18 protein-coding genes and 1 pseudogene are annotated in these 20,251 nt (G+C 37.8%); 8 read left to right on the top strand and 11 right to left on the bottom strand.

What is annotated here, in order from left to right; genetic code table 11:
• Positions 1–16: 16 nt before the first annotated feature.
• The 8 genes from ACE3RB_RS12720 to hutH all read right to left on the bottom strand — a co-directional run bounded on the left by ACE3RB_RS12720 (position 17) and on the right by hutH (position 8,572).
• Positions 17–256 (bottom strand): hypothetical protein, encoded by a 240-nt coding sequence (locus ACE3RB_RS12720; RefSeq protein ID WP_374464545.1) that lies wholly within the window; start codon positions 254–256, stop codon positions 17–19.
• 109 nt (positions 257–365) lie between these two features.
• Complete coding sequence (locus ACE3RB_RS12715; protein WP_374464544.1) at positions 366–2,054, bottom strand: C45 family autoproteolytic acyltransferase/hydolase; 1,689 nt, start codon at positions 2,052–2,054, stop codon at positions 366–368.
• A 2-nt stretch (positions 2,055–2,056) separates the two neighbouring features.
• Positions 2,057–3,583 carry a phytoene desaturase family protein gene (locus ACE3RB_RS12710; RefSeq protein WP_374464543.1) on the bottom strand — a complete coding sequence of 509 codons (1,527 nt, stop codon included), beginning with the start codon at positions 3,581–3,583 and terminating at the stop codon, positions 2,057–2,059.
• 173 nt (positions 3,584–3,756) lie between these two features.
• The gene (locus ACE3RB_RS12705; protein ID WP_002983749.1) at positions 3,757–4,641 is read right to left on the bottom strand and encodes a lipid A biosynthesis acyltransferase; all 885 of its coding nucleotides are present in this window, start codon (positions 4,639–4,641) and stop codon (positions 3,757–3,759) included.
• 114 nt (positions 4,642–4,755) lie between these two features.
• A complete protein-coding gene (locus tag ACE3RB_RS12700; protein ID WP_034692469.1) occupies positions 4,756–5,010 on the bottom strand; it encodes an acyl carrier protein in 255 nt (84 codons plus the stop codon).
• Positions 5,011–5,014: 4 nt separating this feature from the next.
• On the bottom strand, positions 5,015–6,235 hold the full coding sequence (locus ACE3RB_RS12695) for a beta-ketoacyl synthase (RefSeq protein WP_002983755.1): 1,221 nt from the start codon (positions 6,233–6,235) through the stop codon (positions 5,015–5,017).
• 1 nt (position 6,236) lies between these two features.
• The gene (gene fabG / locus ACE3RB_RS12690) at positions 6,237–6,968 is read right to left on the bottom strand and encodes a 3-oxoacyl-ACP reductase FabG (protein WP_374464542.1); all 732 of its coding nucleotides are present in this window, start codon (positions 6,966–6,968) and stop codon (positions 6,237–6,239) included.
• Positions 6,969–7,051: 83 nt separating this feature from the next.
• Positions 7,052–8,572 carry a histidine ammonia-lyase gene (gene hutH / locus ACE3RB_RS12685; protein ID WP_374464541.1) on the bottom strand — a complete coding sequence of 507 codons (1,521 nt, stop codon included), beginning with the start codon at positions 8,570–8,572 and terminating at the stop codon, positions 7,052–7,054.
• Positions 8,573–8,670: 98 nt separating this feature from the next.
• Here hutH and ACE3RB_RS12680 point away from each other — a divergent pair, with 98 nt between their 5' ends.
• On the top strand, positions 8,671–9,927 hold the full coding sequence (locus tag ACE3RB_RS12680) for an NAD(P)/FAD-dependent oxidoreductase (RefSeq protein WP_374464540.1): 1,257 nt from the start codon (positions 8,671–8,673) through the stop codon (positions 9,925–9,927).
• A gap of 32 nt (positions 9,928–9,959) precedes the next feature.
• Here the strand turns inward: ACE3RB_RS12680 and ACE3RB_RS12675 are convergent, their stop codons facing one another.
• From ACE3RB_RS12675 to ACE3RB_RS12665, 3 genes are all read right to left on the bottom strand, one after another.
• Positions 9,960–10,568 carry a hypothetical protein gene (locus ACE3RB_RS12675; protein WP_374464539.1) on the bottom strand — a complete coding sequence of 203 codons (609 nt, stop codon included), beginning with the start codon at positions 10,566–10,568 and terminating at the stop codon, positions 9,960–9,962.
• Between the two features lie 73 nt (positions 10,569–10,641).
• Positions 10,642–11,934 (bottom strand): phenylacetate--CoA ligase family protein, encoded by a 1,293-nt coding sequence (locus tag ACE3RB_RS12670; protein ID WP_374464538.1) that lies wholly within the window; start codon positions 11,932–11,934, stop codon positions 10,642–10,644.
• Positions 11,935–12,026: 92 nt separating this feature from the next.
• Complete coding sequence (locus ACE3RB_RS12665; protein WP_374464537.1) at positions 12,027–13,715, bottom strand: M23 family metallopeptidase; 1,689 nt, start codon at positions 13,713–13,715, stop codon at positions 12,027–12,029.
• Between the two features lie 384 nt (positions 13,716–14,099).
• Between ACE3RB_RS12665 and ileS the strand changes: the two genes are divergently transcribed.
• The 7 genes and pseudogenes from ileS to ACE3RB_RS12630 form a co-directional block, all read left to right on the top strand.
• Positions 14,100–17,495, top strand: coding sequence for an isoleucine--tRNA ligase (gene ileS / locus ACE3RB_RS12660; RefSeq protein WP_374464536.1), 3,396 nt, complete (start codon positions 14,100–14,102; stop codon positions 17,493–17,495).
• 58 nt (positions 17,496–17,553) lie between these two features.
• On the top strand, positions 17,554–17,934 hold the full coding sequence (locus tag ACE3RB_RS12655) for a TraR/DksA C4-type zinc finger protein (protein WP_002983772.1): 381 nt from the start codon (positions 17,554–17,556) through the stop codon (positions 17,932–17,934).
• Positions 17,935–18,012: 78 nt separating this feature from the next.
• Positions 18,013–18,258 (top strand): DUF6576 domain-containing protein, encoded by a 246-nt coding sequence (locus ACE3RB_RS12650; RefSeq protein WP_374464535.1) that lies wholly within the window; start codon positions 18,013–18,015, stop codon positions 18,256–18,258.
• 16 nt (positions 18,259–18,274) lie between these two features.
• Positions 18,275–18,469 carry a DUF2683 family protein gene (locus ACE3RB_RS12645; protein ID WP_002983775.1) on the top strand — a complete coding sequence of 65 codons (195 nt, stop codon included), beginning with the start codon at positions 18,275–18,277 and terminating at the stop codon, positions 18,467–18,469.
• Positions 18,469–19,107, top strand: coding sequence for a lipoprotein signal peptidase (locus tag ACE3RB_RS12640; RefSeq protein ID WP_002983777.1), 639 nt, complete (start codon positions 18,469–18,471; stop codon positions 19,105–19,107). The genes ACE3RB_RS12645 and ACE3RB_RS12640 overlap by 1 nt, the downstream gene beginning before the upstream one ends.
• A 16-nt stretch (positions 19,108–19,123) precedes the next feature.
• Positions 19,124–19,768 carry a vancomycin high temperature exclusion protein gene (locus ACE3RB_RS12635; RefSeq protein ID WP_374464534.1) on the top strand — a complete coding sequence of 215 codons (645 nt, stop codon included), beginning with the start codon at positions 19,124–19,126 and terminating at the stop codon, positions 19,766–19,768.
• A gap of 258 nt (positions 19,769–20,026) precedes the next feature.
• Positions 20,027–20,251, top strand: a pseudogene (locus tag ACE3RB_RS12630) (tryptophan--tRNA ligase); the annotation flags it as partial.

Genomic DNA, 20,251 nt, shown 5'->3' with positions numbered 1-20,251 from the left:
GTTTTTTCATAATCATTTATTTATAAACCACATCAGAAAATGATAGCGGCGTCATCATTATGGTAACAAATATCGCAATAATTACCAGAGCCAGCTGTGTGATATGATATGTTTTTTCTCTTTCATTTTCATTGATTTCAAAAGTAAACTTTATCTTATCTGGCCTTCTGATAATCAACCAGATAAAAACAAGGACAGCCAGGTTCATCAACACCGGAAACACCAGAAATATTTTACTTCCGTAGTTGTCTTTCATATTTCCATACCCGTGAATTGGAATGATGGCAGATATTGAGCTGTAAACGGTACACAAATACACGGAATAACAAAAGGAATGCAGAACAGCAGTTTTATGTATTTGGGGATCATTTCAGTTTGTTTAAAGTTTTCTTCAGGTATTTTTCTACATTTTTCCTGTCCGGAACCGTTGTAATTTCTTTCGTCAACGCTTTTTCAAATGCAATTTTTGCCTGTGAATATTCTTTTTTGCTAAAGTAATATTTTCCGGATTGATAATAAACCTGCCAAAAGTCAGGATTCATGGCCTGATAAGAAGGAATAATATCATCTGTCAGCAGTGTGTTTTTATCATCAGCAGCTTCATTGATTTCTTTTCCATACATTTTAGACAGCTCATAGTTTTGGAATTCTTCAGAATCGGCGAAGGGATCTCTTTTAATATTGAGTTCAGTTTTAGCCCGGAGACTTTGCGGTAATGGATTTCCTGAAAAAATTTCATTCAGGTCATAGCAGACAAATTCCCCCAGCTGATAGGGATTGGAAGAAACCCAGACCAGTCTTTTCTGAGGCGAAAAGATAACAGCATGATGTGCCAGAAGCTGGTTAAGTGCTTTTTCATTACCATAACCAATCGATTTATCTTTTAAACCCGATCTGTTCCTTAAAATGGAAGCCATTTTTTCCGGAGTGATCTTTTTCTCTTCCTGCAAAAGCTCCTGCAGTTTTTCATACCTGTACTTTGAATGGCTTTCTTCAATATGTTTCTGATTTCTTTTGTCATCTTTATAGGCTTCAGACTGAAAATGATTGGTGCAGAGAACCCTGCTGGAATTCTTCACTTTATATACTCCGAAATTTTTAGGTGAGACCTCAATAATTACGGCATTTTTGTCCGCAGCACTTCCAACAAGAATAGATTCTGAAACGAAAACTTTCCTTTTTTCAGCAATATCAATCGCTTCATCTATATTTTTAGCATACTGAAGAATTTCTCTTGTAACAAGGGAGATAGGAGTCTTTGCCGTCAAAGGAATTTTTGATTTTCCTGCATTAATCGTTACGGTGATGCCTTCTTTATTCATCCCGGAAACTACACCGATCATTCCCGGCCAGCTTACCGACATATAAGGAATTCCTTCTTCCGGCTGAACAAATTCTACCAGTTTATTTTTTGCAAAATCATCTCCTACATAAAAATCGAAATTTCTTCCGATCAGAAGGTCTCCATCTTCCGTATTTTCATTCCATACGGCAAGAGACGTACAGCCTACCATGGCCAGATCCTGCATCGCATGCCCGATATCGTGAGCTCCGTGCAGGTAAAGGTTTCTTAAGTATTTGGGGGCAATAAAATCATACCTATCAGATGAGTATTGTGACAAGCCGTATAATTCGGCCTGATAGTCTTCTCTTACATTGAGGTACATTTTTCTGTTGTACCATTTTAAAAAGCCTCTTAAGATTCTTTGTTTAAATTTTGATGGAACGAATCCTTCCACTTTTGAGAAAAAGATTTCTTCCTGCTTCTGCATCAGGCTCTGCGTCAGTGCACCATTATTATAGCCAAGTTGCAAAGGATTTCCTTTGATGTAAAGCTCCCAGAGCTGCTGCTTATTTTTGGTAAGATAATTCTGATTGTAACTGAAAGTGCTGTCGTTGACTCTGTTTACTTCCGGAACCTCTAATGAGTATTGCTTTACGTCAGGAATATGATGAACAGACTTTGAAATTCCGCAGGATGTAAGTGAAAAACAAAGGGTAAGATAAAGAAGAATCCTTTTACAGAATGAATATATGGTATTAGTTTTTTTCACTTTTAGTTTTTATTAATCATTTGTGTCAGCCTCTTATCTATTGTTTCTTTTCCAAGAATCTCCGCACAGGTATTAAAAGCTCCGATGGTTACTCCTAAAATCCCGTGCATATTAACAGACTGTCCTGTAAGAAACAGATTATCAATCTTGGTACGGGGGGAAACCATTGTTTTAAGAGGATTCTCAGAACTTTTCATGTATCCGTACATATTTCCTTCAAAGTTTCCTATATAGTCCCTGTAAGATAACGGAGAAGAAGTGTATATTGCTTTGATGGCATGTCTTATGTTAGGAATTTTCTTTTCCAGTGCATCCAGCATTTTCTCAGTCTTTTCAAGCTTAAATTTTTCATAAGCTTCGCCTCTTTCATGCTCATCTGCTACGGTATTGAAAGTATTTTCCCATTCTTTCACCTCCTCAAAATTCATATAGGAAATAGCGGTGAGGCTTTCTGCAAACTCAGGATGATGCTTTGAAGGCGTGGATGAGAGCATATAGGTTTCCGGCCATGATTTTTTTTGGTATTGGGATGCATTCCAGACCAGGTCTTCTGATGAATAGTGATATCTGTTATAGTTAAAATTCGGGAGGCTCTGAGGCTTTAAAACCAGGTAAACACTAAAGCAGGACGAAACCGGTTTCCAGCTTAAAACTCTGTTCAGAAAGGATTTCTTTAATCTTTCTTCGCCGATCAGTTTAATGGTGGAACGGATCTCAATATTGGAAATAAATTGTTTTGCGGCATATTCTTTTCCTGTCTTTGTTTTTACGGACGTCAATGCATTATTTTCATTAAAGACAAATTCAGAAACCTCAGAATGTTTGTGTACTTCTGCCCCATATTCCCGAAGTTTTCTGATCAGAAGCTTAGAAATCTGGCTGCCTCCTTTTACACATTTGTAAGCACTTTGGATATAAGAGTTTACCGTTAAGGCATGTACATAAAAAGGTACATTTTCGGAGTCTCCGGCATATAAAAAATTGGAACCCAGCAGAACCGACTGAAGTTTTTTGTTATGGGTAACAGATTCAATGAATCTTTTGGTATTGAGGTGCAGGATTTCTTCGTTGTAATGGTCTTTCCCTACCACATGGTATCTCGGAAACTGGCTGCAGACATATTGAATCTCTTCGCAGTAGTTCTCAAGGTTTTCTTTTTCTTCGGGAAAGTATCTGGAAAGCTGCTCCACAAAATTCTGATAGCCCTGTGCGTGCGGATATTCTGTTTCATCATCACCGAAACTGATCCTGTCATACCCGTCTTCATCCATCAGCTGAAGCTCAAGATGATCCATAATTTCCAGGTAGGAAAAGAACTGATTCAGATTCTGCCCTTTGGATAAGCCTCCGAGATAATGGACTCCTGTGTCAAAAATAAGCTTATCTCTTGAAAAGGTCTGCAGATTTCCACCGTATTGGTTATTTTTCTCAAGAACGCATACTTTCATACCTTCCTTCGCCAAAATAAGAGCCGAAACAAGACCTCCCAATCCGCTGCCGATTACAAGTATGTCATATTCTTTCTTCAAAAGAGAATGTGCTTTTAATGATTAAGAAACAGGGAATTTAAGACATTTAAAGCTTATTTTGTGCGGTAAGCAAAGAAAATTTATCCGGAAATATTATTTTAATCATCTTAATTCTCGGTACATCTTAATGGTTTTAGTTTTTCGTTAGTTTTTACGGGATAAAAATAGAAAAATTAATCAACATCATCCCAAAAATCAAAATAATTGAACCATTGAAGGGGATATTTTTTCACCATCATTTCAAGATTCTGAACATAAGATTGTAAAAGCCCCTGCGAATCACGGTTTTTGATATTCTGAGCCACTCTGGCGTAAAGATGGTAGTGAAGATTATTCTCTTTCATCACATAAACATAGACAACAGGCACTCCTAATCTTGAGGCAATCAAAAACGGTCCGGCCGGAAATTTTGCGCTTTTCCCCAACAGTTCTGCTTCCAGGTATTTGGATCCTTCAAAATACCGGTCTCCGGTGAAGCAGATCAGTTCATTTTCTGATAAAGCCTTATTGATCTCAAAGATATGCGACATATCGTCTTTAACATAAATGAACTTAATGTTACTCTTTTTTACAGCAACACTTTCCAGATATTCTTTAATCACCGTCACTTCCTGATCTGTGGTCACCAGATTGATCTGGCAGTCGAAGTCGATATCCGCAAAGAAATGTTCTGCAATTTCAAAATTACCGATATGGGCGCTGATCAGTACCCCTCCTTTTTTAGCGGCTAAAAGGCTTCTGAGATTTTCAATACCGTCAAATTCATAGGTGTACTTTTCTCTGAGTCCGGCAGAAATAGCTGTTTTATCAATCAGAACTTTTCCGAAGGTAAAATAGCTTTTAAAGATGGAAGCTTTGGATTTCCAGTACCCGTAATTCAGTCTTTTCCGGAAGTAATAAAGAATATATTGGTTGCTTTTTTTCTGAAACAGTGAATAATAAGCGGCCACAAAATAAAGCACTCCGTATGAACTTCTGATTCCGATATTTCTAATACACCAGACGAATATCCTGTATCCGAGCACTGTTCCTTTAGATTTACCTTTCCACTTGTTCATAATCCAGTTTAATATAACAGAGAACCAATGTAATATACCTTGCTGTGTTCATTACTGAAGCACTGTGATATTATTACATTGGCACATTTTATAGAATAAAGATTTACTCAATAACTAAGCGTTTTTTTCAGCAATCTTATGTTCAATCGTTGTATAGAAATCGTCAAATGTTACCATTTTCTTGAAATCTGCTTCTCCTAATTTCACCCCGAAATTGGATTCGATCACGACTACCATGTCGATATAATCCAGGCTATCCAGGCCCAGTGTATTTTTAAGGTTGGCATCATTACTGATTTCGTCTCCGTCTACCTCAAATTCGTTTACCAGAAAATCATTAACGATAGCAACAATTTTTTCCCTTTCCATGTTTTTAATCAAATTTTTTAACTATTAGTGCAGAATTGGTTCCCCCAAACCCAAAAGAATTCGACAAAAATACATCAATTTTTTGATTTTTTGTTTTTGTGACTAAATTTATCTTTTTAGCCTCATTATCAGGGTTTTCCAGATTAATATTCGGAGCAACAAAATCGTTCTGCATCATCAGAATTGAGTAGATAACTTCACTTGCGCCCGCCATCCAGCATTCATGTCCGGTCATAGATTTGGTAGAACTTACCGGAACTTCACTGCCGAAGATTTCATAAATTGCCTTTGCCTCGTTGGCATCACCAATGGGAGTAGAAGTTGCATGGGCATTGATATAATCGATATCTGAAGCGTTTAATCCTGATTGTTTTAATGCTCTGTCCATAGCCAGCGCGGGGCCGTCCACATTTGGTGTTGAGATATGGCCTCCGTTTGAAGAAAATCCATAGCCGATAATTTCAGCAATAATGGGTACTCCTCTTCTTTGGGCAGATTCTAAACTTTCCACAATCAGCGTGGCTGCACCTCCACTTGGAATCAACCCATCTCTTCCTGAATCGAAAGGTCTGGAAGCTTTTGCAGGCTCATCTTCTCTGACGGAGAATACGCCCAGCCCGTCAAAGCTTGCCATGGAATACTTGTTGGTTTCCTGGGCTCCTCCACAGATGATCATGTCCTGAAAACCATTTTTGATCATCATGTACGCCAGCCCCAATGAGTGTGAACCGCTTGCACATGCTGCACTGATGGTAAGATTGATCCCTTTCAGCTTAAAGATCGTGGAAAGGTTCATCGTGACCGTTGAGTTCATTGATTTAAAGATCGCTCCCGATCCCATCAATGTAGTATCTTTCTTTTCCCTTGCAATATCGATAGATTCTACAACTGCCTGGGAAACACTGTCATTACCGTATAAAATTCCCACTTCATGGGCATCCAGGAATTCTTCGTCCAGATTCGCCTGCTTCAAGGCATCAATGGTAGCCAGATAAGCATATTCACTTTCTTCTCCCATGCTGACACGCTGACGTCTGTTCAGAAGATTCTTAAGATCCGGTTTTGGAACCACTCCAGTAAGACCTGATCTGAAACCAAATTCTTTTCTCTGCTGGTCTAAAACAATACCGGATTTTCCTTGATATAGGGATTCCCTGACCTCTTCTAAAGACGTCCCGATGCAGGAATAAATTCCCATCCCGGTAATTACAACCCTATTTTCCATGTTATGAATAAATTCCTCCGTTAATATTAATCACTTCTCCTGTAATGTAGGATGATTTTTTAGATGCTAAAAATGCGACAAGATCCGCCACTTCTTCTGCTTCTCCGAATCTGTTGGCAGGGATCATTGCTTTCAGTTCTTCTTCATTGAACTCCTGAGTCATATCTGTTCTGATAAAGCCCGGAGCTACCGCATTTACGGTAACATTTCTTTTGGCAACTTCCTGTGCAAGAGCTTTTGTAGCACCCACCAAAGCCCCTTTTGCTGCAGAGTAATTCGTCTGGCCTGCTGTTCCTTTCACTCCGGATACAGAAACCATATTGATGATTCTTCCGTATTTGTTGCGAAGCAGCTTTTGGATAAAGAAATTGGTCACATTGAAGAATCCGTCCAGACTGGTGTTGATCACATTATTCCAATCTTCTTTCTGCATCCACATAAAGAGGCCGTCTCTCGTGATTCCCGCATTATTGACGATCACTTCTACTACTGCATCAGGATTTCTTTCCTGCCATGCTGTTAAAACAGCCTTTGTTTCTTCGGTATTTCCTACATCAAATTTAAGGATTTCTCCCGTAGCTCCAAGTTCTTCCACTTTAGTCAAAGTTTCTTTGGCTGCGGTTTCGTTTGAAGCGTAGTTGATAAGGATGTGATAGTTTTTCTCTTCAGCCAGTTTTATACAGATTGCCCTCCCGATTCCTCTGGAGCCTCCTGTTACAATTGCACATTTCATGCGTTAGTGTTTATATCGTTTTTAGTTTTTTTAAAAATTGATGCCGGATATCTATTTTAAAGACAATCCATAACAGCTAATAGTTACATTCCTTTCAGATATTTCTTTACTTCCTCCAGATACGGATACATTACCATATCGTCTGAGAAAGCAGGAATAATTTTTCTGATATCATCATACAGTTCTTTTGTAGATGATGAAACTTTATCCTGGAACCCAAGATATTCAACAGCCTGAATGATTGTAATGGCTTCAATGGCCAATACTTCAAAAGCATTCTCAATGACTTTTCTGCAGATTACGGCAGCATTTGTACCCATACTAACGATATCCTGATTATCATTATTGTTCGGAATACTGTGAACGTACATAGAATTTGACAGCATCTGGCTTTCTGCCGTAGTGGAAGTTGCTGTAAACTGCACTCCCTGCATCCCGAAATTGAAACCTAATTTACCTAAATTGACAAAAGGAGGTAAAATTTCGTTGATTTTGGCATTCAGAAGGTAGTTTAACTGTCTTTCTGCAAGCATGGTAAGTTTGGTAACTACAATTTTAAGCTTATCCATTTCCAGAGAGATGTAATCTCCATGGAAGTTTCCTCCATGGTAAACATGCTGATCTTCAACATTGATAATCGGGTTATCATTCGCTGAATTGATCTCATTTTCAAGAACTTTTTCTGTATATTCCAGCGTGTCCAATACCGGACCTAAGATCTGAGGAACACATCTTAAAGAATAATATTCCTGAACTTTTTCTTTAAATACTTTTTCCTGTTCTTCAAAATGGGTATACAGATGATCTTCTCTTTTTCTGATCAGCTTACTATCCGCCAGATGGGCACGCATTTTTTCTGCCACTTTCTGCTGGCCGTAATGTCTTTTTGTTCCATTCAGCGCTTCTGACAGGTGATCATCATAAGCCTGTACAATCTCATTGATTGCACAAGAAAGTCTAAGAGAAATATCTGTAAGCTGATTCGCTTTATAAGCATTTACAATACCGATTCCGGACATTACGGAAGTTCCGTTCATCAAAGCAAGACCTTCACGGATCTCTACTTTTATCGGCTCTAAGCCTTCTGTTTTAAAAACCTCTTTGGTTGATTTTCTTTCTCCTTTATAAAATACTTCTCCTTCTCCAATCAGTACCAAGGCCAGGTGAGCCAGCTGAACAAGGTCCCCGCTTGCTCCTACTCCTCCGTGTTCAAATATCAGAGGAATAATATCTCTGTTGATCAGCTCCTGAAGAAGGTAAATTACAGACTGGTGTACTCCTGAATTTCCCAGTGATAAGGTATTCAGTCTCGCTAGCATACATGCTTTTACTTCTTCAGCAGGTAAAGGATTTCCGATACCTGAAGAATGGCTTCTGATCAGGTTATACTGAAGCTGGTGTGTATCTTCGTCACTGATTTTGAATTGAGCCATCGGGCCAAAGCCAGTGTTCACACCATATATTACTTTATTTTTTGAAAACTCTTTTAAAAACTGAAAACTTTTATCCACTCTTGATAAAAGCGATTCATCCAGTTCTATTTTTTCATTCTCAATGATAATTTTTTGAAAGTCTTTCAGTTCTAAAAAGTTATTTATTTTCATCAATTAAAAGTAATAGTTGATAATTTTGTAAAATATTAATTATTTGTCACTAATTTTGCGGCAAAGATAAAAGTTATTATTAAAATAAAAAATCAAAGATGAGCAAAGAATTTGTTGACGTTCTTGTAATCGGAGCCGGACCTTCCGGATGCGTGTCTTCTTCGTACTTAAAGAAGAATAACGTCAACGTGAAAGTAGTCGAAAAAACAAAATTTCCCAGACTGGTAGTGGGAGAAAGCTTAATTCCGAGGGTAATGGACCACTTTGATGAGGCCGGACTTTTCCCTGCATTAGATAAAATGGGCTTTGAAAAAAAGCTTGGTGCGCGTTTTCTTCGCGGCGACGAAATCTGTATTTTTGATTTCAGCAATAAATTTGGGGAAGGCTGGGACTGGACCTGGCAGGTTCCCAGAGCTGATTTTGACAATACACTTGCTCAGGAAGTCATTAATAAAGGAATTGATCTTGAATTCGAAACTGAAGTTATTGATATTAAGTTTGACGGAACAGATTCTGTGACTACAGTAAGAAGTAAAGATGGAGAAACGAAAGAGGTCCACGCAAAGTTTGTTATCGATTCCAGCGGTTACGGAAGAGTATTACCTCGTCTTCTTGGCCTTGAAAAGCCTTCAAAACTATCTCCCCACTCTGCTATTTTCTCTCATGTACATGATATTAACAGGGAACCTGGAGAGGAAGGAACTTTAATTTCTTTTGACATCATCGAAACAGAGGTATGGCTTTGGGTCATTCCTTTTTCCAACGGAAACACAAGTTTAGGAATTGTAGGCCCTACTGAATATATCGACAAATTATCTGAAAACGGAGATACCACTGAAGCTTTAAAAAAGGCAATCTCACTTTCTGACTATTATGTAAAACGTTTCGGGAATGTGGATTTCCTTTTTGAACCCAAACACCTGAAAGACTATTCTTGTTCGGTTAAAAGTTTATTCGGAGACGGATTTGCTTTAACGGGAAATGCTTCAGAATTCCTTGATCCAGTATTCTCTTCAGGAATGGCTTTTGCCACAGAATCAGGAATGCTGGCCGCTAAACTGGCTTTAAGGCAGCTAAACGGAGAAAAAATTGACTGGCAGAAGGAATACACAGATTATATTTTATATGGAGTGGATGTTTTCACTACCTATGTAAAAGAGTGGTATACCGGAAATCTCCAGGAGCTATTTTTCCATCAGCCGGAAAACCCTGATGTAAAGAAAAAGATATGTGCAGTTTTAGCAGGCTATGTCTGGAATAAAGACAATCCTTTCGTGAAGAAACATGATACGGTGATTAAAAATCTTGCGAATCTGATCAAACTAGAAAAACAGGAACAGCAAAATCAAGCATAAAAAACGGTCTGAATTTTTCAGACCGTTTTTTGTTATTTTAAAGATTTTTTGATTTCTCTTCCCAAATATCTTCCGACAGATTCATAAGCTGCTGCTATTCTTCCATACTCCATTACAAATTCTTCATTTTGCACAAATTTATCAAACTTTTTAAGCTCTATTTCTGCTAAAACAGTAGAAGGATTATCGGTTTCCACCAGTTTTATTTTCCCGGTTATTTCGGCAGTCATTGCTGTAATTCCGGCATGCCAGCCAGGAAAAATCCAATTTGTCTCCACCAACAGGGTATATTTTGCGGCTGCGTCTTTTTTAAATGAAATATTTTTGTAAGTTTTATTCAATCCTTTTGCGAAATAATCCACATAATATTCCTTTTTATATTTTTCCCATTCTTCAATCCATTTTTTCCAGGCTTCTTCGCCTCTTTTGGGATTTTCAATAACTTGTTTTTTTCTGTTTTCGAGGTATTGAGCTTCTGTAATATTTTCTTTCATAAATAGTACATTTTCAAATTTCACCTCAACATTTACTTCGGTCTGATCTTTCAAAACACCCAGACTTCCGGCAACTATTTTCATTTTCTCCTGTCCGAAAGCTGTAGTCATTATAACTAAAAAGACCAGCAATAATAATTTTTTCATAGGGTATTAGCTTTTATTTTAAGAGCCCAAAGATATTATAAAAGAAAGTTTCTATTGACTCTTTATTTTAAATTTATCTTAAATCAATAAATGTGATTGGTTTCCTGCTGTTTGGATTAAAAATTGTTTTAGATAATATATCAAAATCAATGATTTCAATTTTTGGGCTTACTCTTAATTTGGCCCGGAAGTGATCCCTGACTTCATTTACAAAAGTCTCATGCTCTTCTTCTGTGCTTAATTTGATGATAATTTCATCAAGTCCTATTTCGTTGGCCTGAATAACAATCTGATAGCATAAAATATTGTTGAAATCATTCAGGATATCATTCATTGCCGGCGGATAAAGTGTTGTTCCTTTATATTTGATCATCTGCTGTTTTCTGCCTATAACAGGTCCTAACCTCATCGTATTCCTTCCACATTGGCACGGCTCATAGTGAGCTTTTACGATATCGCCTGTTTTAAATCTCAATAAAGGAATGGCTTCCACCCCTAAAGTTGTAATGGTAAGCTCACCACTTTCTCCTTCTTTTACGGGATTGCCTTCATCATCCAGAATTTCTGTGATGATCAGTTCAGGATGGTGATGTCCTCCGATCTGAAATTCACATTCTGTAAAGGCGGTGCTCATCTCGGTAGAAGCATAGGTGGAAAAAAGCTTTATATCCCACTTTTCTTTAATCTTCTGGGAAAGAATATTATCTGTAAAGTCCTGATTTTTGATGCTTTCTCCAATACACACAGCTCCATACACACTTGAATTTTTATAATCCAACCCGTGTTTTTCGGCATAGTCAATCATTTTCAGCAGAAAAGAAGGCACTGTAATCAGGTATTTTGGTTTGTATCTGAAAATAGAATCCCATTGCAGTTCAGGAATTCCCGGTCCCATTCTCACCACACTTGCCCCCATTTTTCTTAAGCCTAAAAAATAAGCAAGTCCTGCCATAAAACGTTTGTCAATGGTTGTAATCATCTGCACAACATCTCCTTTCTGAATTCCTGCACAGGCAAAAGAAATTGCTTCATTATAGGCTAGTCTTTCAAGATCACCGTCGGACAATCCGAATGTTACAGGATCTCCCAATGTTCCGGAAGTGGTACTGTAATCAACAATTTTATCAGGTGTTATGCAGAAAAAATCATGATTGTGCTGCTGAAGATCATTCTTTGTGGTGGTAGGAATCTTCTGAAGATCTTCCAGCGTAAGAATGTCAGCAGTATTAATATTATTTTCTTTAAAGAGCTTCTGATAAAAAGGCGAATGGCTTTCCAGGTAGACCAAAAGTTCATGAAGTTTTTCTTCCTGAAATTTTTTGATTTCCTGAATCCCTGCTTTCTCAATTGACGGATGAAATTCCAATGATTTTAATTTTTAAAAAGCAAATTTATTTAAAATTACATGATTGTAAGATGTATTCACGTAAAATGTATTCATGATTTCTACCATAGCTTTTATCTCCGGAATGTAAAAGTTTGGGTGTTGTTATTTCCTGCGGTATTGATTGTGGTTACTTTTAGAGTATGAGAGCCTGATCCTTTTGAACATTTTTCATCAAAGATATACACAAAATCATCTTTTACACGGGCAAACCTTAGCCACTTTCCGTCCAGCTCGGCCCGGAATGTAACAATATCTCCCACTTTTGTTTTTCCTTTTAGTCTCAAAGAGCTGCTGCTGATCAAAGCACCTTCATTCCAACCTGGTGAAACGGATGGCTGGGCATTATCAATCACCAACTGCGCCGTACCCAATCTGTTGAACTGCCCTTCTGCCCGGTCAGCATTCCATTTTGCTTTTACGAAATCTTTATCACTCCCGTAATCAAGAATAATAACAGCTTTGTCTTTTTCTGTATTGGATAATTTTCTATTGGGTTTTATTTTCAAAGTATATTCACCATGAACCGGAACGTATGGATTATGTAAAACAATACTGTTTGAAGCCTCATCCGGATTAGCGGACGTTGTTTCATAGGCATTGAAATTTACAGCATCATAGACTGCATTTTTACTGAAACTGATTTCTGCATTTTCGGTTGTAAGCATTTTTCCTTCATCAGGTAAAACAGTTTTACCTGAAGATGCAATTCCGATTCCCGCATTACTCAACTGAACTTTAGTGGTTAGCCTGCTGATATTACCTTTTACATCCTTTACAACAATTTCGATATTGTGAACATCTTCATCCTGAAGATTGATAATTCCTGAAAGATCAGGCACACTATAATTTTGCAGTTTCATCCCCGGCAAAGCAGACAAATGCTGAATTCCCACTTTGTCTCTGATGAATTTCGTATAATCGATACAACCGTTGATATATCGGGTATCATCATAATGTACTTTATCAATTTTAAAACTGTACATCAGTTTACCATCCATCAATAGTTCTGCATTATAAATCCCAAGATTAAATCCCTGATTGGCTTTATCTACAGCTTTAATTCCGAAACTTATCTTCGGTGAACTGGCTTTTACAACATCTGCAGTGTAAATACTTCCTACTTTTTTCACTGCAATTCCGTTCGCTCCAGGCTCATATGTACTGAATCTGCGGTCATACCAATACAATCCACTGATAATGGGAGCTACAGAATCCGGAATATTAAATCCAAACAATAAAGGATTAAGACATTCTTCTGTTTTGGTATCCCTTATTTCGAAATGCAGGTGCGGACCCGCCGAACCTCCTGTATTTCCACTCAATGCAATCTGTTGTCCTTTTTCCACTGGAAACTGTCCGGGCTGAAAAGTAATATCCTGTTCCCACTTTTCGTCTTTGTACTGCTTCTCCTTTACAAATTCATCGAGCTTGCCAAAGTATTTATTCAGGTGAGCATATACTGTGGTATAACCGTTGGGATGAGTAATGTATATTGCATTACCGAAACCATATCTTTCTACCTTTATCCTGCTTACATAGCCTTCTGCCGCAGCTAGAACCGGTAAATTTTCCTGACTGTTCGTTCTTAAATCCAGCCCCATATGAAAGTGATTTGTCCTGATAGCACCAAAATTAGCTGCCAGCTGCATGGGAATATTCAGTGGGTTACGGAAATAGTTTTGAGGATAATTATTCTGGGCATTTATGATGATTGTATGGATAAAACAGATAGCAACCATCAGTTTGGAGAAGATTTTCATACAGCATTTAGGTTTATAGGTCTATTTAAATATACGAATTTTCAGTAATCATATCTGTATTTTTACTCAAAGTTTGAGATGGTTTATTTTTAACCCCAAATTACACGGATTTTCGCAGATGTTTATGCTTTAGATTCGGAAAACCGTTTTTCAGTTTCGGCTAAAGCCCACTTCTATTTAATAAATTGCATAAAATTTCACATGAAAAACAGCCAGAAAAATTCACTTATTGACCATTCGTCATTCACTTTCCTCCACTTTCTTCATTATATTTCTGAAATTGAACTTTTTAATAGATGATATCAAAATAAAACATATATTATAAACCGACAAATTTTAGTAAATTTGCAGACTTAATTAATCAACGATATTGAGATATTTACAATGAGCCAATTTAAAGAATACAAAAACCTCAACCTTATTGACGTAGCAGAGAATGTAGCGGAATTTTGGAAACAAAATAAAACCTTCAATAAGAGTGTTGAGATTCGTCAGGGAAATCCTGAGTTTGTTTTTTATGAAGGTCCGCCTTCAGCAAACGGTATGCCCGGAATTCACCACGTAATGGCAAGAGCATTGAAAGATATTTTCTGCCGTTACCAGACGCAAAACGGGAAGCAGGTTTTCCGTAAAGCAGGCTGGGATACGCATGGTCTTCCTGTGGAACTGGGTGTAGAAAAAGAATTAGGAATCACGAAAGAAGATATTGGCAAAAAAATCTCTATTGAAGACTATAACAAAGCTTGTCGTGAAGCCGTAATGCGTTATACCGATGTCTGGAATAACCTTACGGAAAAAATCGGATATTGGGTAGACCTTGATGATCCGTACATCACGTACAAGTCAAAATATATGGAAACGGTTTGGTGGCTTTTGAAGCAATTGTATGATAAAAACTTATTGTACAAAGGTTACACGATCCAGCCTTACTCTCCAAAAGCGGGAACAGGACTTTCTTCTCACGAGCTTAACCAGCCTGGGACATATCGTGATGTTTCGGACACAACGGTTGTGGCTCAGTTTAAAGTAAAGAAAGATTCTTCAGCATTATTCAATGATGTTGACGGGGATGTTCATATCCTTGCATGGACGACAACTCCGTGGACGCTTCCGTCCAATACAGCGCTTACCGTAGGAAGAGATATTGAATATGTTTTGGTTAAAACCTTCAATCAGTATACATTTGAACCTGTAACTGTAGTTTTATCAAGCGTTCTTTTACCTAAAGTTTTCGGTAAAAAATATGCAGAAGGTACAGATGAGGATTTTGCCAACTATACTCCGGAAACTAAAGTAATTCCTTTCAGAATATTAAAAGAATTTACAGGGGAAAAACTTGTTGACACGAGATATGAGCAGTTAGTTCCTTGGTTTACACCTAATGACAACCCTGAGAATGCATTCAGAGTAATCTTAGGAGATTTCGTAACAACAGAGGACGGTACCGGTATCGTACACACAGCACCCACTTTCGGTGCGGATGATGCGAGAGTTGCTAAAATGGCTCAGCCTGAGATTCCTCCAATGTTGGTAAAAGATGAAAATGACAACCTTGTACCATTGGTAGATTTACAGGGGAGATTCATCAAAGGAGAAAACGTTCCAGAGGTGTTTTCCGGAAAATATATCAAAAACGAATATTACGATGAAGGAACAGCTCCTGAGAAATCTTGGGATGTGGAACTTGCGATCCTGTTGAAAACGGAGAACAAGGCCTTCAAAGTAGAGAAATATGTTCACTCTTATCCACACTGCTGGAGAACAGATAAGCCGGTGTTGTACTATCCGCTGGATTCATGGTTTGTGAAAATGACCGCTGTAAAAGACAGACTGGTTAATCTGAACAAAGAAATCAACTGGAAGCCAAAAGCTACCGGAGAAGGACGTTTTGCCAACTGGCTGGAAAATGTAAACGACTGGAACTTATCCCGTTCAAGATATTGGGGGATCCCGTTACCGATCTGGAGAACAGATGACCTGAAAGAAGAAAAAATCATAGGTTCTGTAGAAGAACTTTATAACGAAATCGAGAAATCAATTGCAGCAGGACTGATGACTGAAAACCCGTTCAAAGGATTCATCATCGGAAATATGGCAGAATCTAACTATGAGCTTGTGGATCTTCACAAAAACGTAGTAGACAAAGTGGTATTGGTTTCTGATACAGGAAAAGCAATGAAGCGTGAGAGCGACCTGATTGACGTTTGGTTTGATTCAGGATCTATGCCTTATGCTCAATTGCATTATCCTTTTGAAAACAAAGCATTAATCGACAATAACAAAGCATTCCCGGCTGATTTCATTGCGGAAGGTGTTGACCAGACCCGTGGATGGTTTTATACGCTTCACGCGATCGGAACTGCAGTGTTTGATTCAGTTGCTTACAAAAATGTAATGAGTAACGGTCTTGTTCTGGATAAGAACGGACAAAAGATGTCAAAACGTTTAGGAAATGCTGTAGATCCGTTCGAAACACTTGCTGTTTATGGGCCGGATGCTACCCGTTGGTACATGATCTCCAATGCCAACCCTTGGGAAAACCTGAAGTTTGATATTGAAGGAATCGACGAAGTAAGAAGAAAGTTCTTCGGAACCCTTTACAATACATATTCATTCTTTGCTTTGTATGCAAATGTGGATGGCTTCAACTATTCGGAAAAAGAAGTGGAAAACCGTCCTGAAATCGACAGATGGATCCTTTCTGAGCTGAACCTTCTCATCAAGGAAGTAAAAGCATTCTATGAAGACTATGAACCGACAAGAGTAGCAAGAGCAATTAGCACTTTTGTGAATGACAACCTGAGTAACTGGTACGTAAGACTGTGCAGAAGACGTTTCTGGAAAGGAGAATATTCTGATGACAAGATCTCTGCTTACCAGACTTTATACACCTGTCTTGAAACAGTAGCTAAGCTTTCCGCTCCTATTGCTCCGTTCTTTATGGATCAATTGTATCAGGACCTAAATAAAGTAACAGGAAAAGAAAACTGTGAATCTGTACACCTTACAGATTTTCCGGTTGCTGATGAAAGCTTAATCGATCAGGATCTGGTTGAAAAAACGCATTTGGCTCAGAACATTACGAGCATGGTCTTCTCTCTGAGAAAGAAAGAGAATGTAAAAGTTCGTCAGCCGTTACAGAAAGTATTGGTTCCTGTATTGGATTCTAAAACAGAAGAACAGATTCTTGCTGTTGCAGATCTGATCAAGCAGGAAGTGAACGTAAAAGAATTACAGTTAATCAATGCTGAAGAGGCATCCCACTTAATTGTAAAGCAGATAAAGCCTAACTTCAAAGCGCTTGGTCCTAAATTAGGAAAAGACATGAAGGTGGTAGGCGCAGAGATTGCTAATCTTACCGCAGAACAGATTGCCGGTCTTGAAAAAGAAGGAAAAACAGACGTTCAGGGATATGAAATTACCCTTGATGATGTAGAAATTTCTACAAAAGATATTCCGGGATGGACAGTAACTTCTGACGGAAAAACAACTGTGGCATTAGATTTGACGTTAACCGATGAGTTAAAATCTGAAGGGATCGCAAGAGAGTTCATCAACAGAATTCAAAACCTGCGAAAAGACAAAGACTTTGAACTGACAGACAAAATTTCAATTGCATTGGAAGAAAGCTCTCCTTTCTTGAATGATATTAGGAAAAATGAGGAATATATTTCTTCTGAAGTCTTGTCAAATAAAATAGAAATTGTATCTTCACTTTCAAATTTTAACGAAATCGAAATAGATGAGGTTAATTTTAAGATAAATATTGAAAAAAATTAACATGTAGTTATTGTATTTCAAATTCCATTTCATAATTTTATTAAAAAAGAGAAAGAATATGTCAGACGAAAGAGTTAGATACAGCGATGCTGATTTACAGGAATTTAAAGCGATCATTAAAGAAAAAATAGAAAAAGCAGAAAAAGATCTTCAGCTTATCAGAGAAAGTTTCATCAACGACCAGAATAACGGGACAGATGATACGTCTCCTACTTTCAAGGCTTTTGAAGAAGGAGCAGAAACGTTAAGCAAAGAGCAGAATTCTATTTTGGCAGGAAGACAGGAAAAATTCGTGCGTGACCTTAAAAATGCTTTGATCAGAATCGAAAACAAAACGTACGGTGTTTGCAGAGTGACAGGAAAACTGATTCCTAAGGAAAGACTTCTGGCTGTTCCTCACGCTACGCTGAGCATCGAAGCGAAAAATATGCAGAAATAGCCGAAAGGTTTGTAAAATAATATTGGGTTTATATCGTATTCACGGATACTTTATAAACCTAATTTTTAATGTATACCCATGAGCGAATTATTAATTTTGGGCGTTATCATCGCAGCAGTGTTGTTATTTTTCAACAGGACATGGATCAAAAACAGATTTTTTCCTGATCCGCAGAAAAACTATACTATTGATGATAAATTCAATGCTGATAAACGTGAAAGGGAGAAAGAAATCGACAGACTGCTGAGCAAAATGGGCAAAAACGGAGTGAATGATCTCTCTGAAAAAGACAGAAAGAGACTCGATGAGCTGTCTAAAATGTAACAATTAAATAAAAGAAATGGAATCTATCATAGTACATCCCAAAAATTCTATGGAGCTGAGTGCACTGAAAAGTGTTCTGAAGGAAATGGGCATTAAATTTGAAAAAGCTCACGTTAAAAGCTCGTTCAACGGACAGAAAGTGGTCAAGAAAGCAAGCGACAACAAAAATGTAAAGCCGGCAGCAAAGCCTTCAAAACCTAAAGGACAGTAATGAAAAAGATTTTAGCGATAACATTTTTAGTGTTGTTAATTGACCAGGCTTCAAAAATTTATATTAAAACCCATTTTGGACTAGGCGACAGTGTTTCTGTTTTTCCGGGTTTCAAGCTTACTTTTGTTGAGAATCCGGGAATGGCTTACGGGTTTCATTTCGGAGGTATTATCGGAAAATATTTTCTTGTTATCCTAAGAATTTTCCTGATCGGAGGAATGCTGTATATGTTTAAAAAATGGTTAAAGGAAGGAGCATCCAACTATCTTTTGATTCCAATGGCCATCATTTTTGCGGGGGCTATCGGAAACCTTATTGACGGAATGTTCTACGGAATGATCTTCGACAGCGGAAGTATCTATGATGCAAGTGTTGACAGATGGCTTGATTACGGTGGAGTTTCTAAGCTTGTTCCTTTTGGGCATGGGTATTCTTCATTTATGAAAGGATGCGTGGTAGATATGCTGCACTTCCCGCTGGTAGACTGGTATGTTCCTGAAAGCTGGCCTTTGATAGGCGGAAAACACATTGAGTTCTTCAAGTATATTTTCAATGTTGCCGATTCTGCGATTACTGTGGGAGCAGCATTCTTATTGATATTCAGAAAAAAAGCTTTCCCGAACGGTCTGGAGTTTTAAAATGACATATTTTCGGATGAAAAAAATAATCAAAAATATTTTTAAAATTTTCCTGCTTCTTCTGGTTGCAGGAATTATTTTTATTGCCTGGGCAAATTACAGCATTAAAAAAGAAAGCGAATCCTTCGTTTCTTATAATATTGCTGATCTGCCTGAAGCAAAAACAGGTTTATTGCTGGGAACCGGAAAACTCCTGAACAACGGACAGCCGAATGCTTATTTCTACAACAGAATAAAAGCTGCAGGTGATTTATACAAAAGCGGAAAAATACAATACATTATTGTCAGTGGTGATAACAGTACCAAGGATTATAATGAACCTGAAGATATGCAGCTTGCATTGATGCAGGAAGGAGTTCCAAAGGATAAAATTATTTTGGACCATGCGGGATTCAGGACACTGGATTCCGTGGTAAGAGCCAAGGATATTTTCAGCCAAACCAAACTTATCATCATTTCTCAGAAGTTCCATAATGAAAGAGCCGTTTTTCTGGCCCGAAAAAATGGGATGGAAGCCTTTGGGTACAATGCAGCTGATGTAAATAAATATGCAGGGTTAAAGACCAATATGAGAGAGTATGCGGCCAAAGCTAAGGCCTATTGGGATCTTCTTTTCGGAGTAGAACCGAAATTCGGAGGGGAGAAGATTGTGATTCCTTGATATTTATGAACCCATAGATTTCACAGATTTTCACGGATGATGCGTAAAATATAAAGGTTATTTATGTAGAGGTTTTGGCTAAAGCCAATGGATGGAGGTTGAATTTTAAGCTGGCTGGGCTGAAGCCCACCCCTATTGAATTTTAATAACAACATCTTTTATCTTTTATCTTTTATCTTTTATCTTTTATCTTTCGTTATTCACCTCAAACCTCGTAAATTTGCTATTCATTAATTTTTAAATATAAATTGTAAACAAATGTCAAGAATTCTTACCGGCATTCAAGCCACCGGAACACCCCATCTTGGAAATTTATTAGGGGCTATTATTCCTGCGATCGAACTATCCAAGCAGGAAGGAAATGAATCATTTTTATTTATTGCGAATCTTCACACGCTTACACAGATTAAGGATGCGCAGACTTTAAGACAAAATACCTACGAGATTGCTGCGGCTTGGCTTGCTTGTGGGCTGGATACTGAA

This window comes from Chryseobacterium sp., assembly GCF_041914225.1.
Lineage (GTDB): Bacteria > Bacteroidota > Bacteroidia > Flavobacteriales > Weeksellaceae > Chryseobacterium.
This window is presented reverse-complemented; position numbering and strand designations above follow the sequence as displayed.